This window comes from Micromonospora sp. NPDC002411 (genome assembly GCF_053592955.1).
The window spans coordinates 22,065-37,505 of record NZ_JBSFBM010000019.1 but is presented as its reverse complement, the minus strand read 5'-3'; the positions used below and the strand labels follow the sequence as shown (position 1 = coordinate 37,505).

The following is a 15,441-nucleotide window of genomic DNA, read 5'->3' as shown; positions in this document are numbered from 1 at the left end:
CGCATACACTCTTTCCCGACACGACGCACTTCCGATCTGCTGACCGAGTCGGCGCCGAGCAGCGCCCGCAGCGCCTCGCCGGTCGCGTCCGGGTCACGCACCAGCCGGTTGGCCAGCCCGAGCACCCGGGTGGGCTGATCGGCCAGGCCACGCGCCTCGCTGCGCGCCACCCAGCAGTCCCGGCCCCGGCCCCGCTCGACGGCGGCGACCAGCTCGGCCTCGTCGAGTGTGTCCGGCGCGTCGACCAGGAAGTCGTCCACCGCGCCCTGTTCGGTGGGCTGCACCTGCACGGTGAGGATGTTGACCCCGCGCAGCGCGAGGCTGGCCGTGAGCACCGACAGGTAACCCGGCCGGTCGTCCACTGTCGCTCGGATCCGCCACAACGTCATGGTTGGCTCCCTTCCCCGGTAAGAGCCTCACCCCCGCCTGTTGCCGCCCGGTTGCTCGGCGGTGTCGAGCCGGGAACTCCTCGGGCCGTTCAGGGGCCAGCGACCACCGGTGGTGCGCCGACCAGGTCGAGCCGGTCACCGAGGATCACCGTGCTGGCCCGGACGAGCTGGCTGAGCCGGTCCACCTCGGTGCTGTGGAACGCGGCGGCGGAGAGGGTCTCGGTGTGTTCGCGGGCCACGACCAGCACCAGGCCCGCCCGGCCGAACGGCGCGATCGCGTGGTGGGTGCCGTCGGGCGTGGTCATCGACCGGCCGCGCAGCGGGGTCACCTCCGGCAACCGCAACGGCACCGGGGTACGCCAGCTCGCGTGACCCACTGTCGCCCCGCCACCTCCGGTCCGCGAGGCCCAGTCGACAGGCACCACGGCGGCGACGGCCCAGTCGGCTGCCAGCAGCCCGGGCACCGCATCGACGAGGGTGGCGAGCCCGTCGGCCGGGTTGGCCGCGACCTGCGCCAGCAGCTCCGCGTCCTGGCCGGTGGTGGTGGGCGCGCCGATCGCCCGCCACACACCGTCCACCCGCACCCCCGGAATCGCCGCCAGGCCGGCCAGCAGCCGCTCCACCCGGGCCGCGCCCGGCCAGACCACTGTGAAGTCGTCCACCGCGCGCCCGCCGAGACGTTCGAGAACCACCACCTGGACGATGTCCGCGCCGGAGACGCCCAGCGTGCGGGCGACCTGGCCGAGCGTGCCCGGACGGTCCGGCAGGGTGACCCGAACTCGCAGCAACATGTCTGTCCCTCCGCTCGGCGGGCCGGCTCAAACGCGGCCGGCAGGCTGGTCACAGCCTGGTAGATGACCATTTCGTCCCTGTTGCAGGGCCATGTCCCGAGGGCAAAATCTGACCTTGACAACGTGAGCGGGCTGCCATCAACTAGTCGGATGAGCGATCCGGCCCTCGATGCGTCGCGGCCGGAGGCCGTTTCCACCTCCCCCGCCGGGCTGGCCCTGGACCGCCTCGGCGACTACCTCGCGGAGCACCGCCCCGAGCTGGCCGTCGGGCCGCCGCGGGCGCACCTGATCGCGGGCGGCAAGTCCAACCTCACCTACCTGCTGCGCGTCGGCGACCGCGAGGTCGTGCTCCGCCGTCCCCCGCTGGGGCACGTGCTGGCGACCGCGCACGACATGGCCCGCGAGTTCCGGGTCATCTCGGCGCTGGCGTCGACCGAGGTGCCGGTCCCGGGCGCGCTGCTGCTCTGCACCGACCCGGAGGTGATCGGCGCGCCGTTCTACCTGATGGAACGGATGCCCGGCGAGGTGTTCCGTACCCGCGCGCAGACCGACCCGCTGGGCGACGAGCGCCGTCGGGCCCTCGCCATGGCGATGATGGACACGCTCGCCGCGCTGCACAGCGTCGAGCCGTCCGACGTCGGGTTGAGCGACTTCGGCCGGCCGGAGGGCTACCTGGCCCGCCAGGTCCGCCGCTGGGCCGGGCAGCTCGACCGTTCGCGCAGCCGCCCACTGCCCGGCATCGACGAGCTGCGTGACCTCCTCGCGGCGACCGCCCCGGAGGGCGCGAACGCCGGCCGGATCGTGCACGGCGACTACCGGCTCGACAATCTCCTCGCGTCGGCCGACCCGGTGACAGTGCACGCGGTGCTCGACTGGGAGATGGCGACCCTCGGCGACCCCCTCGCCGACCTCGGGCTGCTGTTGACGTACTGGGACGTGCTGGGCGACAGCGACACCGCGGCGGGCAACCCGGTCGCCGACGGGCTCGGCCCGCGCGCCGGCTTCCCCACCGGCGCCGAGCTGATCGACAGGTACGCCGGGCGCAGCGACGTGGACGTCGGGCCACTGCACTGGCACGTGGCGCTGGGCTGTTTCAAGCTCGCGGTCATCTGTGAGGGCATCCACTACCGGCACGCGCTCGGGCAGACGCTCGGCGAGGGCTTCGACCGGATCGGCGAGATGGTGGCACCGCTGGTCGCGCACGGGCTGACCGCCGCCAGGGAGCGGTGATGGACTTCTCATACGACAGCCGGACCGAAGAGCTGCGCGACGAGCTGACCCGGTTCCTGACCGAGCACGTCTACCCGGCCGAGGCCGTGCACGCCGAGCAGGTGGCCGCTGGTGACCCGTGGTCGCGTACCCCGGTGTTGGCGGAGCTGAAGGCGGAGGCCCGCAAGCGCGGTCTGTGGAACCTGTTCCTGCCCGATCCGCGCTACGGCGCCGGCCTGACCAACCTCCAGTACGCTCCGCTCGCCGAGCTGACCGGGCGCAGCCCGCACCTGGCGCCGGAGGCGGTCAACTGCGCGGCACCGGACACCGGCAACATGGAGCTGCTGGCCGAGTTCGGCTCGGAGGCGCAGCGGCAGCGTTGGCTCATGCCCCTGCTGGAGGGCGAGATCCGGTCCGCGTTCTGCATGACGGAGCCGGACGTCGCATCCTCCGACGCCACCAACATCGCCACCCGGATCACCCGTGACGGCGACGAGTACGTGATCAATGGGCGCAAGTGGTGGTCGTCCGGCGCGATGGACCCGCGCTGCGAGATCTTCATCGTGATGGGCAAGACCGACCCGTCGGCCGACCGGCACCGTCAGCAGAGCATGGTGCTGGTCCCCCGGGACACGCCCGGCGTGACAGTGCGCCGGGGCATGACCGTCTTCGGCTACACCGACGGCTCCCACGGCGGGCACGCCGAGATCGACTTCACCGACGTCCGGGTGCCGGCGGAGAACCTGATCGGCGCCGAGGGCACCGGCTTCGCCATCGCCCAGGCCCGGCTCGGTCCGGGCCGGATCCACCACTGCATGCGGTTGATCGGAATGGCTGAGCGGGCCTTGGAATTGCTCTGCCGCCGGGCCAACGAGCGGATCGCGTTCGGCCGTCCGCTCGCCGAGCAGGGCGTTGTCCGGGAGTGGATCGCCGAGTCGCGGGTCCGCATCGAGCAGGCCCGGTTGCTGGTGCTCAAGACGGCCTGGCTGATGGACACCGTCGGCAACAAGGGCGCACACACCGAGATCCAGGCCATCAAGATCGGCACCCCGGCGATGGCGGAGTGGGTCATCGACAAGGCCATCCAGGGGTACGGCGGCGCCGGCGTCAGCCAGGACACCCCACTGGCCGCACTCTGGGCGCAGACCCGAACCCTGCGCCTGGCCGACGGCCCCGACGAGGTCCACCGCAACTCCCTGGCCAAGCGCGAACTCCGCCGCTGGACCCCCTGACCGACCCCCACCCGCCGGGCCGGGGGGTGGGGGGTCAGGCGGAGGCTCGGTAGACCAGCTGGGTGTCCAGGAGGATGTGCGAGGTGGGTAGCTCCTCGCCGCGGATTCGGGCGACCAGCAGGCGTGCCATCTGCCGGCCCATCTCCTCCACCGGCTGGAAGACAGTGGTCAGCGGCGGGTCCGACTGGAGGGCGATCGTCGCGTCGTCGAAGCCGATCACCGCGACGTCCTCGGGCACGCGCCGGCCGGCCTCGCGCAGGGTCCGCAGCGCGCCGAACGCCATGAGGTCGGACGCCACGAAGACCGCGTCCAGGTCCGGGCAGGCGTCCAACAGCCGGCGCATGCAGGCCGTGCCGCTGCCCTCGCTGAAGTCGCCGTACGCGATCAGGTCGGGGTTGACCCCGACCCCGGTGGCCTTGACCGCCTCGGTGTAGCCGGCCAGACGGGCCAGGCCGGCACCCATGTCCTGCGGTCCGGCGATGGTGGCGATCCGCCGGCGCCCCAGCCCGGTCAGGTACTCGACCGCCTGCCGGGCCCCGCCAACGTTGTCCACGTCGACGAACCACGCCGGTTGTGCGCCCGGTTGCAGCATCCGGGCGGGCCGACCACCGAGCACGGCGGGCAGCCCACGCTCCTCCAGCAACGTCGGCAGCGGGTCGGAGTCGTGCAGCGACAGCAGCAGTACGCCGTCGACGTGCTGGTTGGTCAGGTGGTGCTCGACCCGCTCCCGCTCCACCGGCGACTGCGCCATGGCCAGCCAGAGCTGCATCGGCGTCTCCAGCAGCCCGGAGCTGATCCCCCGCACGATCGAGGCGAAGAACGGTTCGGTGAAAACCCGCTCGCCGGACTCGGACACCACCAGCGCGACGGAGTCGGTGCGCTGGGTGACGAGCGCACGGGCGGCCCGGTTCGGCACGTACCCCAGCTCGGCGATGGCCTGTTGGACCGCGGCCCGGGCCTCCGGGCTGACCTGGGGCGAGCCGTTGACGACGCGGGAGACCGTGCCCCGGCCGACGCCGGCACGCGCCGCGACCGCGTCGAGGGTCGGGCGCCCGAGCGACCGGGTGCGCTGCGTTGTCATGGTGTGCTCCTCCGACGGCGGGCGGACCCGGCGCCACCTGCGTGAGGTGGACGCCGGGACCCGTCCTGATGGCTGGCCCGAGCCTATTGTGCGGCCAGACCGTTGCGCCGGATCACCGAGGCGTACCACTTGGCGCTGGACTTGGGGATGCGAACCTGGCTGTCGTAGTCGACGTGGATCATGCCGAACCGCTTCGTGTAACCCCAGGCCCACTCGAAATTATCCATCAACGACCAGGCGAAGTATCCCCGCAGGGGCACCCCGTCGTCGATCGCTTCGTGCGCGGCGCGCAGGTGCGCGTCAAAGTAGGCCAGCCGGTCGACGTCGTCGACCTCCCCGTCGACCACCGAGTCGACGAACGCGGAGCCGTTCTCGGTGACGTACAGCGGCAGGTCGGTGTAGCCGTGCACCCGACGCAGGGTCTCGCGCAGGCCCGGGGCGTCGATCTCCCAGCCCATGTCGGTGACCGGGACGCCCCGGGTGACGAACCGGACGTCCTCGCTGCCCGGCCAGCACGACGGGGACGGGTCGACCGGGTCGCCCTCGACCGCCGCGGCGACGACGTGCCGGCTGTAGTAGTTGACCCCGACCAGGTCCAGCGGCGCGGAGATGGTCGCCAGGTCGCCGTCCCGCACGTGGTCGAAGTCCGTCACAGTGGCGAGGTCGGCCACCAGGTCCTCCGGGTACGACCCGCGCAGCAGCGGGTCCAGGAAGAACCGGTTGGCCAGCCCGTCGATGCGCCGCGCCGCGTCCACGTCGGCGGGGGCGTCGGTGGCCGGATCGACCGGGTAGAGGTTGACGGTCACGCCCACCTCGGCGCCCGGTCGGGCCGCCCGCAACGCTTGCACGGCCAGGCCGTGACCGAGCATCAGGTGGTGCCCGGCGCGAACCGCGTCCGCCCCGTCGGTGCGGCCCGGCGCGTGTACGCCGGACCCGTAGCCGAGGAACGCCGAGCACCACGGCTCGTTCAGCGTGGTCCAGTAGCGCACCCGGTCACCGAGCGCGTCGGCCACCAGGGTGGTGTAGTCGGCGAAGCGGGCCGCGGTGTCCCGGGCCGGCCAGCCGCCGGCGTCCTCCAGCGGCTGCGGCAGGTCCCAGTGGTAGAGGGTCAGCCACGGCTCGATGCCGTTGGCCAGCAGCTCGTCGACGAGTCGCCGGTAGAAGTCCAACCCCTGCGGGTTGGCCGCGCCGACGCCGCCGGGCTGCACCCGGGACCAGGAAACCGAGAAACGGTACGACTTGAGGCCCAGCTCGGCCATCAACGCGACGTCGCCGCCGAGCCGGTGGTAGTGGTCGCACGCGACGTCGCCGGTGTGCCCGGCGACGACGCGACCGTCGGTGTGGCTGAAGGTGTCCCAGATCGACGGGGTGCGGCCGTCCTCGGCCGCCGCCCCCTCGATCTGGTATGCCGCGGTCGCGGCTCCCCACAGGAATCCGGGTGGGAAGGTCAGCCCGGGGCGCTCGTCGAGGACGTCGACGGAGGGCGGGCTGGCGGGGTTGCTCACGACTTGACGGCACCTTCCATGATCCCGCCGATGATCTGGCGGCCGAACACGAGAAACACGATGACCAGGGGGATGGTGCCGATCGCCGTGGCGGCGAACACCTGGGAGTAGTCGGTGTAGTAGGCGTACGAGAGGAAGGAGAGCGAGACCTGCAGGGTCGGGTTCTCCGGGGTGAGGACGGCGTACGGCCAGATGAACGAGTTCCAGGTCTCCATGAAGGTCAGCAGACCGAGGACACCGGCGGCGGGACGCAGCGCGGGCAGCACGATGTTCCAGTAGATCCGGAACGTGCTGGCCCCGTCGACCCGACCGGCCTCGATCAGCTCGTCGGAGATCGCCTGGCTGGCGTACTGCCGCATCATGAACACGCCGAAGGCGCTGACCAGGAACGGCACGGTGACCGCGTAGAGGGTGTCGTACCACCCCAGGTCCTGCATCATGCTCCAGAGCGGGATGAGCCCCATCTGGGTCGGGATCATCATGGTGATGATGATCATCAGCAGGAGTGCGTTGCTGCCCTTGAACCGCAGTTTGGCGAAGGCGAACCCGGCCAGCGAACCGGTGAGCACCACCGACACGGTGACCACCGAGGAGACGATGATCGAGTTCATCATGCCGGTGAGGAAGTTGGCGGCGTCGTTGTCGAGCACCCGCCCGAAGTTGTCACCGAACGCTCCGCCGGGGGTTACCGGTGGCGGCACGTCGTTGATGTTGTCCAGACTGCGGGTGCCGATCACCAGCATGTAGTAGAACGGGTAGATGGACAGCAGCGCCGCCAGGACGAGCGCCACGTAGGTCAGTGGGCTGGTGCGCCACAGGCGCTGGGAAGCCGAGATCATCGATCTCTCCTCACTTCGCCGAGCGGCGGACGAGTAGGAAGTTGAACAGCGACACCAGGACGATGATCATGAAGATCGCCCAGGCGACTGCGGCTCCGTAGCCGGCGGTGCTCAGGTTTTCGATTCCCATCTCGTACATGTACATAGCCAGCGTCTGGAACTCCCGCTGGTCGCCGCCGAGGATGTTGCCGTTACCGAAGAGCAGCGGCTCGGTGAAGAGCTGCATGCCGCCGATCGTGGACAGGATGACCACGAAGATGAAGGTGGGCTTGAGCATGGGCAGGGTGATCTGCCAGAACTGCCGCCACGGGCTCGCGCCGTCGATCTCCGCGGCCTCGTAGAGGTCCTTCGGGATGGCCTGCATCCCGGCGAGCAGGATCAGGGTGTTGTACCCGGTCCACCGCCAGTTGACCATCGTGGAGATGGCGGTCCAGGAACTCCACCGCTGCGAGTCCCAGTCGACCGCGTCGACACCAACGAGGCTGAGCAGCCAGTTGAACAGGCCGAACTCCCGCTGGAACAGCATCCCGAAGACGATCGCGACAGCGGCCACCGACACCACGTTCGGCACGAAGATGGCCATCCGGAAGAAGGTCTTGGCGCGCAGGAAGGTCCGGTTGAGCAGATTCGCCAGGAAGAGGGCGAGCAACAGCTGCGGGATGGTCGACAGGGCGAAGATGCCGAACGTGTTGACCAGCGCGTTCCAGAAGTACTCGTCCGACACCAGCCGGGTGTAGTTGTCGAAGCCGATGAACGAGTGGTCGCCGATCATGTCCCAGTCGTGCAGCGACATCCAGGCGGTACGCAGCATCGGGTACAGCCCGAACACACCGAAGATCAGGAAGAACGGTGCGATGTAGAGGTACGGCGAGTACTTGACGTCGAGGCGGTTGAGTAACCTTCCCCGGTTACGTCGGGAAGAGACGTCGGGAGAGGGCGGTGCTGCTGGCGACGGCGGTGCCGTCGTGGCCGACAGGCTCATGCGAAATTCCTTTTCCGGCGAGGCCCGGGGGCCCTCGCGCAGGGCGCTACGCGGAGGGGACCGGCCGGTGGCGTCCGGGAAACCCCGAACGCCACCGGCAGGGAATCACTCAGAAGGCACCCTGAGTCTTGGCGTCCTTCGTGAACTGCTCCCAGGCCTTCGCCTTGTCGGCCTGCCCGTTCTCGAACGCCCGCAGTGCCGGCTCGAACGCGTTCTCCTTCACCGCCTGGTGCTTCGGACCCAGGTGGGTCGGCTGGATCTTGGCGACGCTCTCACCGAAGATCTTGCCGGTCGGCGCGTTGCTGAAGTACTCGTTGGTGTAGCTGAGGAACGCCTCGTTCTTCAGCGCTTCCAGGTTGGTGGGCAGCGGGCCCTTGAGCTTGAAGGCGTCCACCTGGCTCTTCGCGTTGGTGAGGTACTCGGCGAGCTTCGCCGCCTCCTTCGGGTACTTGCTCTGCTCCGGAACCGCGAGCCACGAGCCACCCCAGTTGCCGCCGCCACCCGGCACGGCCGCGACATCCCACTTGCCCTTGTTCGCCGGACCGGAGTTGTCCGACACGATGCCGAGCATCCAGGACGGGCAGAAGGTGACAGCGAAGGTGCCCTGCTTGAAGCCACCCGACCACTCCGGCGACCAGGTGGACGTCTTGGCGGAGATGTCCACCATCGAGGTGGCGGTGTCCCAGGCGTTCTTCACCGCGGGGCTGGTGTCCGCGATGATGTTGTTCTCCTTGTCGTAGAACAGATCACCGTTGCCCTGGAACATGACACCGTTGGAGACGGCGGTGATCGAGTCGACGAACGCCTTGCCGCCGCTGCCCTGCTTGTACTTCAGGCCGGCGTCGTGGAAGCCCTTCCAGTCCGGCCAGAGCGCCGACACCTGGTCGCGCTCGGTGGGCAGGCCGGCCGCCTGGAACAGGTCCTTGCGGTAGCAGACGGCGAGGCTGCCGACGTCGGTCGGCAGGCCGACCAGCCGGCCGTCCTGCGACTTGCCCAGCTCCCACTTCCAGGGCAGGTATTCCTTGGAGTGGTCGGCGATCAGCGGGTTGAGGTCAACCCAGTTACGCGGGTTGGTCTTGAACTCGTTGAGGATGCCCTCTTCCAGAGCGGTGACGTCCGCCGCGCCCTTGCCGGTCGCCAGGTAGCGGACCAGCTTCGGCCGGTACTCGCTGAGCTGTGCGGTCTTGCGCAGCTCGACCTTGATGCCGGTGTCCTTCTCGTACTGCTTGACGAGCTCGTCGTAGCCGAACTCGCTGAAGGTGTCGACGACCAACTTGGTCGGCTTCTCGCCGGCAGCCGGCTTGTCGTCGTCCTTGCCGCAGGCCGCGAGACCGCCGATTGCGGTGATCGCGGCCAGGGCAGCGGCCGCCAGGCGGGTACGCCGCGTGGTGACACTCATGCGCTGACCCCTCTTTCCGGTGGTGAGGCTGGGTGGTTGTGGTGGGGGGTGTTTCATCGCGCCAGGCCGGGGATGCGTGAGTGACCCATGCCACCTCGGGAGCGCTCCCATGAGATTGCCGTCGGGTAACGGGAGTGTCAATAGGGCGATGGGAGCGTTCCCAGATCGTTACCGCACGCCCCGGCAGCCCCTTCCGTCCCAGCCCACACCCACCCTGACCACCTCTTCAACCCATGGTGATCAAGAGATTTCGGTCAGAAATCGCCGTGCCTCTGACGCAAATCTCTTGATCGACAGGGCGGGCGGCGCGAGGGCGTGATCAGCAGAAGCGGCGGAGGAGGGTGGTCGCCCGGTCGGGATCGAAGCGGGACGGGTCGAAGCTGGCGCCCGCCCAGTCGCGCAGCAACGCCAGCCGCGGGTCGGCGAGATCGGCCGGCGCGGCCTGGTCGTCCATGGCCACCAGAAGCGCGCGGTAACCCAGCGGCCCACCGATGCCCTCCGGCGGGCAGGCCCGCTCGCCGGCCAGACAGACCGGGTACCGCTCCTCGGGGTCGACGGTCAGCGCGTCTTCCACGACCAGGTCATGCTCCCACCAGTCGCCGAAGTCGTACGTGTAGGAGAACCGGCTGCCCTTACCGAGCACCGCGTCCAACCGCGCGTCCAACTCGTCGTGCAGCCCCAACTCGCCGTCCGGGTCGGGCTCGCCGTACTGCACGGCGTCGATCTCGAACGAGTGCAGGTGGCAGTCCCGCCACCCCATCGCGTGCTGCACCACCCGGTGCAGCCGGTCCAGCGTGTAACCGGCCGGCACGAGGACCCGCCGCCACACCGGTGGGCGGATGCTGGCCAGGGACATCTTCAGCTGGAAGATCTGACGCGGCATGCTGTCCTGTCCTCCCGCGGCTTAGGCTGCGAGCATGATCTGCCGCGCGTGCCGGGCCCGGCGACACGACGACTGCCCGGGCCGGAACTGGTGCGACTGTCAGCACCGTACCGTCGAACCGACCCCTCCGGTCACTGGTCCGGCCGGCGAATGACGGTCGGAATTCCGATCCGACGGCTCTGGCCCGAGCCGTCGGCACAGCCGCTCGACAACGCCGCGTTGACCGCCCTCTACGGCCGCTCCGACCAGCCCCGACTGCGGGTCAACTTCGTCTCCAGCCTGGACGGCGCCGTCACCGTGGACGGCTACTCCGCCGGGCTCTCCGGGGAGCCGGACAAGCGGGTGTTCGGCCTGCTGCGGATGGTCTGCGACGCGCTGGTGGTCGCCGCCGGCACGCTTCGCCACGAGGCGTACCGGGCGGTCCGTCTGAACGAGGCCCGCCGCGCCTGGCGTCGGGCCAACGGGCTGGCGGAGTACCCGACGCTCGTGGTCGTCTCCGGCTCCCTCGACCTGGACCCGGCGCAGGCCGCCTTCGCCGACGCGCCGACCCGCCCGATCGTCCTCACCCACGCCGACGCCGACCCGCCGCCCGGCCTCACCGACGTTGCCGATCTGCTGCGCTGCGGCACCGACCGGGTCGACCTGGCCGCCGGCCTTGCCGCGCTGCACGGGCGCGGGCTCACCCAACTGCTCTGCGAGGGTGGCCCGCACCTGTTCGGCGCGCTCACCGCCGCCGACCTCGTGGACGAGTTGTGCCTGACCGTCTCCCCCCTGCTCGCGGGCCCCGGACCGGGCCGGATCACCGCCGGCGACACCGCCCCGCCCCGACACCTGCCGCTGCGCCACGTGCTCGCCGCCGACGACGGCGTCCTCATGCTGCGCCACGCCCGTCGGTAGGACCGCTCGTCGAGGGCGACCGACATCGACATCGCCCGTCCATCGCGCCCGCACAGGCTGCGGCGCTCGGGTCGGCGAGGGCTGCGGCAGGCGGTCCCGTGTGCGGAGGGCTCAGTCGTTCAGGACCGCGCCGGGAGCCCACGGGATCCGGTAGCGCTGGCCGTCCGTAGTGCTCGCCCAGACCTGCACTTCGTCGTACGGCTCGATGGCGACCACCTCCGTCACCGCGCCGCGCGGGGCCGGGCCGAGCGAGTGCGGCACGCCGTCGGCCACGACCTCGACGGTACGCCCCTGCGGTGCCTGGACCAGCACGTAGAGCCGGCCACCTGAGCGCCGGGCCACGGCCACGCCCAGCCCGCTGCCAGTGGACCGGACAGCTGCACAGACCGCGTCACCGTCGATGCATGCGAGATCGTACGAGAGGTAGTCGTGCAACCGTCGCGCACCGCCCCCGTCCGGGGCGACCCACACCTCGGCCGCTTTCCCCCCGACAGCCCGCTCGTCGGCGTGCGGCTCCCGGTTGACCAGTACAAGCGTCTCCGACCCGGCCCGACCGACAGCGACAATTTGCGTCTCTGTCACCGCTCGACCGTCGGGACCGAGGATCCCGGTCGGGACGTCGGCAGCCGCGCCGGGCTCGGCGCCCCCGACGTCGCTGCCGCCATCGCGGCCGAGCGGGTCCACCTGCGGAAGCAGCAGTGCCCCCGCAGCGGCCACCACCGCCACCGCACCGACCGCCAGCAGACGTCGGCGTCGACGCGCCCGGCTTCCGGCAACGACCCGTCCGGCGAGACCGGACGGCAGTTCGACAGTCGCGACAGCGCGGTCGAGCAGGTCAGCCACCTCGTGATCACGCATGGTTGTCCTCCGCAAGGTCGAGGTCGAGTGGGGTGACACCGGCAGCTTCCAGTCGAGCTCGCAAGCGGTGCAGACCGCGGGAAGCCTGGCTCTTCACCGAGCCCGTGGAACAGTCCAATTCGGCGGCTACCTCCGCCTCGGAGAGACCCAGCCAGTACCGCAACACCACAACGGCCCGCATCCGCGGCGGAAGCTCCCGCATCGCCGCCAGAAGCACCTCCCGGTCATCGACCCGAGCCATCTCGTCCTGCTGCGCCGCCGCATCCGGCAGGTGCGCCACCCGACGTCGGTTCCACGGTGAGCGCCATCGGCTGGCCAGCCGGTTGGTCATGGCACGGCGCAGATAGGCTTCCGGCTGCCGCTGCCGGACCGCCCGCCAGCGGGGGTATGCCTGCTCCAACACCTCCTGCAGCAGATCCTCGGCATCGGCCCGCTGCCCGGTGATCAGAACGGCGAAGCGGAGCAGTCGAGGGCCGCTCGTCGCGACGAAAGTGCCGAAGTCGTCATTCATACGTGCTCCATACCTAAGTAACGCGACCGCCGCCTGGGAAGTTGAGTCCCGCCGGTCAGCGATTGCCCTCGAACTCTCGAGCCGTGGGCCAGTTGCTTGGAGCGGCAACTGACCCACGACGACGGCTACCGGAACGGCAGCGGGGCGAAGAGTGTCGAATCGGGAAGCACGGTGACGATGACGGTCAGAGCCCCCAGGGCAGCGATCCAACACAGCGCGACGATCGTCCTGCGATGGCTGGCGAATCGGGCATCCCACTGCGAGGCATCACCCGAACTGACGGCCGATCGGACCATGAGGGTCCGGCCGAATCCGAAGCAGGTACCCATCATCGGCGCCGCCCACCACGGCACTATCAGCAGGGACAGAGCGACCAGCAGGTACGGCAACTGGGTCGGGACGAACGTGCGGAGTCCAGTACCCATCTCGAAGCCGAACTGCAGGGCACCACTGCCGTCCGCCCGCACCATGATCGAGCTTGGCACCTGGCGAGCATTCTGGGGAAGCCGGAAGGGCACGATCCGAACCTCACAGAGAACCGCCAGCACGACCACGATCACCAGGGAGACCTCCCGGACGATCAGCGGAAGCAGCTGCACAGCCGCGGCCGGCAGCAGCAACAACAGGCCGGACGCGGTGCCTCCCAAGAGGAGACCGTGGTTGAAGTAGTTCACATTCTTCGTTCCCCGCCAGACCGACGAGGTCAGCAACGCGGCTGAGTTGTGGCTTCAAACAGATCCAGACGTCGAGTACCCGGCCGCCACCCCAACCGCGCAGGCAGATATCAGGACAGTTCCGACGGCGAACGGCGACAGCAGCGAGGCGACCGCCAGCGCGATCGTTCCTGCCACGACGACGTACGCCATCTGCAAAGGTGATGCCAACTTGCCGAGTCCACCGAGTACCGGGGCGGTCATCGTCTCTTACACCGTCTTCTTGCAGCAGGTGGTGTAAGGGCCGCTCTTGAGGCCGGTTGCGTGCACGATCGTGTAGTAGCGTCCGTCCCAACAGCGAGTCTGGACGTCGCGGTCATTGACCCAGTACCAGCCTGCATAGCCGCCGCAGGCGGCCTCCCAACTGTAGAGCCGGTCGTAGCTGCCCATGTTGACGGTGTCGTTGCGGTGCCGGCCGTCCGTGCCGCAGTAGGTCCCACCAATGTACTGCCGCCCCCAACAGGGCACATCGCCACTGGTATTCGTGCCCATGCAGTGGGTCGGATGCAGCGTGACCCGGTCACCTTTCGCTGCGAAGGCGGGGATGCGCTCGCCAACCCAACCGAACATCGTCACGGCCAGCGCACCTCCCCCGACCACCACCGCGCGAAGAAAAGAGCGTCGTTCGATCGTCGACCGGGCCGGGACGGGCTGAGACGGCGTAGCCAGTGGGCGACTGGACATCGGCGTGGCACCCGAACCCACGCCTCCTGCTTCAGCCTGAAATTCGATTGTTGGGATCCGGTCCAACAGAGAGGACATGTCGAGAGCCTTTCTTCAAAACAGCCGCGGTCAGGAGGAGACGAGCCCGAGTAGCGGTGCGCAATACTCTTGCAGCCCGAGTGCGGAACCGACGGGTTCGGCAGAGACGATCGCTCCGGACTCGTCAAACAGCAGGAGAGCTGGCTGATACGCCAGCAGTAGTGGCGCGGACAGCTCCGAGCCCAGCATGAAAGTCTCAGCGCCGTGCTCGGCCCAACCCGTGGAGTTGTCGATGCTCAGCAGTACCGGCCGATGACCGGCGTCGGCGAGCTGGGGCGCCAGCGTCAGCCATGCCGGCAACACCTCTGCACACGTTGCGCATCCAGAACCGACGACCAAGGCGACTGTCCTGCTGACGGCCGACGGCGCCGCGAGCTCCGGGTGCGAGACGCCGCCTCCGGTTGGCTGCCCGCTCTTGAATTCCCTAATTTGTCCCAATAGGGCGCTGTATCCGAGGAACAGCAACACAATCGCCGCCCACGCGGCCACGAGAGCGGCCGCCAGGATCGAGGTCACGACCTACGACCACTTCACGGAGAGGGAAGAGAGCAGGGCTTCCTGAGCAGCCTGCGTGATAGTCGCGGCACGACCGAAGTCGTCGTCGAGCACCGCCACGGAGCTATCGTTCGCGAGGATGTACTTGCTCTGACCTCCGCTGCCGTCAGCGGAGCCCATCGTTTTGCGCCAGAGGTCACCGGCCGGCACGGAGAGCCCCGGTTGATCCGGCACTAGTCCCGTCGCTTCCTGCCGCGGATAGAAGGAAACCATTCCGGCATCGGTGAACTTAACGCCGAAAAGACCCCACATGACGGTCTCGCTCCCCGGCGCTGGGCGAAGTCGCAGGCCATCGACGCCGTCCTGCGGCCTGAGCTCGTCGAGAAGGGTGGTGATGTCCCGTAGCCGGGGAGCCTGCCCCGGCCCTCCGAACACCAGGCTGTGATGAGTCGACTCCCAGGTGACCAGATAACCCTCGCCCTCGGGAGAGACGGAAACCGTAAGCGGATGGGTCCCGTAGCTCACCCTCTCCCTGAGCTGATAGCCACCGGCAGCCACGCTGTCAGCCGCGTACTGCGGCCGTCCGACTGCCACCGAAATCGCAAAGGCCTTACTTGTCAACCGCGCATGCCAGAACCACTCTTCCTGAAGGCGCTCCGCACGGCAGGAGACAGTGACTCTCCGACCATCAGGCGCCACAGCGATCTGCGTTTTTACCGAAGGAGCCATCGGCCCACCCTTCGCCAGGACGAGTTATCGGAATACCGGATCGACAAGACCCCCAGCCCAAAGCGCTGTGATCACGGCGCCCCGAGAATACGTGAGACAGACGGCTCGCTATACCCCCAATCTCATGTCGCACTTGCCTACACGAATGCCCCGAAACGGTCCAAGG

17 protein-coding genes are annotated in these 15,441 nt (G+C 69.1%); 3 read left to right on the top strand and 14 right to left on the bottom strand.

Annotated elements, in window-relative coordinates:
* Together ACWCO3_RS04710 and ACWCO3_RS04705 are read right to left on the bottom strand one after the other, a co-directional pair.
* Window positions 1-389 (bottom strand): ACT domain-containing protein (locus ACWCO3_RS04710; protein ID WP_450008489.1); only part of this gene is annotated, 389 nt, incomplete at its 3' end.
* Window positions 390-478: 89 nt separating this feature from the next.
* Window positions 479-1,180: an ACT domain-containing protein gene (locus tag ACWCO3_RS04705; protein ID WP_145784829.1), complete on the bottom strand. Its 702-nt coding sequence runs from the start codon at window positions 1,178-1,180 to the stop codon at window positions 479-481.
* 150 nt (window positions 1,181-1,330) lie between these two features.
* Between ACWCO3_RS04705 and ACWCO3_RS04700 the strand changes: the two genes are divergently transcribed.
* Window positions 1,331-2,410 (top strand): phosphotransferase family protein, encoded by a 1,080-nt coding sequence (locus ACWCO3_RS04700; protein ID WP_358048740.1) that lies wholly within the window; start codon window positions 1,331-1,333, stop codon window positions 2,408-2,410.
* The gene (locus ACWCO3_RS04695) at window positions 2,410-3,621 is read left to right on the top strand and encodes an acyl-CoA dehydrogenase family protein (protein WP_145784831.1); all 1,212 of its coding nucleotides are present in this window, start codon (window positions 2,410-2,412) and stop codon (window positions 3,619-3,621) included. Before ACWCO3_RS04700 ends, ACWCO3_RS04695 begins: the two co-directional genes overlap by 1 nt.
* 34 nt (window positions 3,622-3,655) lie before the next feature.
* Here the strand turns inward: ACWCO3_RS04695 and ACWCO3_RS04690 are convergent, their stop codons facing one another.
* The 6 genes from ACWCO3_RS04690 to ACWCO3_RS04665 form a co-directional block, all read right to left on the bottom strand.
* The gene (locus ACWCO3_RS04690; RefSeq protein WP_145784832.1) at window positions 3,656-4,702 is read right to left on the bottom strand and encodes a LacI family DNA-binding transcriptional regulator; all 1,047 of its coding nucleotides are present in this window, start codon (window positions 4,700-4,702) and stop codon (window positions 3,656-3,658) included.
* A gap of 83 nt (window positions 4,703-4,785) precedes the next feature.
* A complete protein-coding gene (locus ACWCO3_RS04685; protein ID WP_145784833.1) occupies window positions 4,786-6,207 on the bottom strand; it encodes a GH1 family beta-glucosidase in 1,422 nt (473 codons plus the stop codon).
* Window positions 6,204-7,046 carry a carbohydrate ABC transporter permease gene (locus ACWCO3_RS04680; RefSeq protein ID WP_145784834.1) on the bottom strand — a complete coding sequence of 281 codons (843 nt, stop codon included), beginning with the start codon at window positions 7,044-7,046 and terminating at the stop codon, window positions 6,204-6,206. Before ACWCO3_RS04680 ends, ACWCO3_RS04685 begins: the two co-directional genes overlap by 4 nt.
* A 10-nt stretch (window positions 7,047-7,056) precedes the next feature.
* Complete coding sequence (locus ACWCO3_RS04675; protein ID WP_145784835.1) at window positions 7,057-8,028, bottom strand: carbohydrate ABC transporter permease; 972 nt, start codon at window positions 8,026-8,028, stop codon at window positions 7,057-7,059.
* Between the two features lie 109 nt (window positions 8,029-8,137).
* Window positions 8,138-9,427: an ABC transporter substrate-binding protein gene (locus tag ACWCO3_RS04670; protein ID WP_145784836.1), complete on the bottom strand. Its 1,290-nt coding sequence runs from the start codon at window positions 9,425-9,427 to the stop codon at window positions 8,138-8,140.
* Window positions 9,428-9,746: 319 nt separating this feature from the next.
* Window positions 9,747-10,310, bottom strand: a complete 564-nt coding sequence (locus tag ACWCO3_RS04665) for a plasmid pRiA4b ORF-3 family protein (protein ID WP_145784837.1) — start codon at window positions 10,308-10,310, stop codon at window positions 9,747-9,749.
* Between the two features lie 150 nt (window positions 10,311-10,460).
* On the opposite strand from ACWCO3_RS04665, the gene ACWCO3_RS04660 reads away from it, so the two are divergent.
* Window positions 10,461-11,207 (top strand): pyrimidine reductase family protein, encoded by a 747-nt coding sequence (locus ACWCO3_RS04660; protein WP_357934101.1) that lies wholly within the window; start codon window positions 10,461-10,463, stop codon window positions 11,205-11,207.
* A gap of 111 nt (window positions 11,208-11,318) precedes the next feature.
* Here the strand turns inward: ACWCO3_RS04660 and ACWCO3_RS04655 are convergent, their stop codons facing one another.
* The 6 genes from ACWCO3_RS04655 to ACWCO3_RS04630 form a co-directional block, all read right to left on the bottom strand.
* Complete coding sequence (locus ACWCO3_RS04655; protein ID WP_450008483.1) at window positions 11,319-12,065, bottom strand: hypothetical protein; 747 nt, start codon at window positions 12,063-12,065, stop codon at window positions 11,319-11,321.
* Entirely contained in the window at window positions 12,058-12,576 is a 519-nt protein-coding gene (locus tag ACWCO3_RS04650; protein WP_145784840.1) for a SigE family RNA polymerase sigma factor, read from the bottom strand. The genes ACWCO3_RS04655 and ACWCO3_RS04650 overlap by 8 nt, the downstream gene beginning before the upstream one ends.
* A 125-nt stretch (window positions 12,577-12,701) precedes the next feature.
* A complete protein-coding gene (locus ACWCO3_RS04645; protein WP_358162780.1) occupies window positions 12,702-13,286 on the bottom strand; it encodes a hypothetical protein in 585 nt (194 codons plus the stop codon).
* Between the two features lie 213 nt (window positions 13,287-13,499).
* Window positions 13,500-13,865: a hypothetical protein gene (locus tag ACWCO3_RS04640; RefSeq protein WP_358162778.1), complete on the bottom strand. Its 366-nt coding sequence runs from the start codon at window positions 13,863-13,865 to the stop codon at window positions 13,500-13,502.
* A 216-nt stretch (window positions 13,866-14,081) separates the two neighbouring features.
* A complete protein-coding gene (locus tag ACWCO3_RS04635) occupies window positions 14,082-14,567 on the bottom strand; it encodes a hypothetical protein (RefSeq protein ID WP_450008480.1) in 486 nt (161 codons plus the stop codon).
* Window positions 14,568-14,570: 3 nt separating this feature from the next.
* Window positions 14,571-15,275: a hypothetical protein gene (locus tag ACWCO3_RS04630; RefSeq protein ID WP_357934088.1), complete on the bottom strand. Its 705-nt coding sequence runs from the start codon at window positions 15,273-15,275 to the stop codon at window positions 14,571-14,573.
* Window positions 15,276-15,441: the final 166 nt, after the last annotated feature.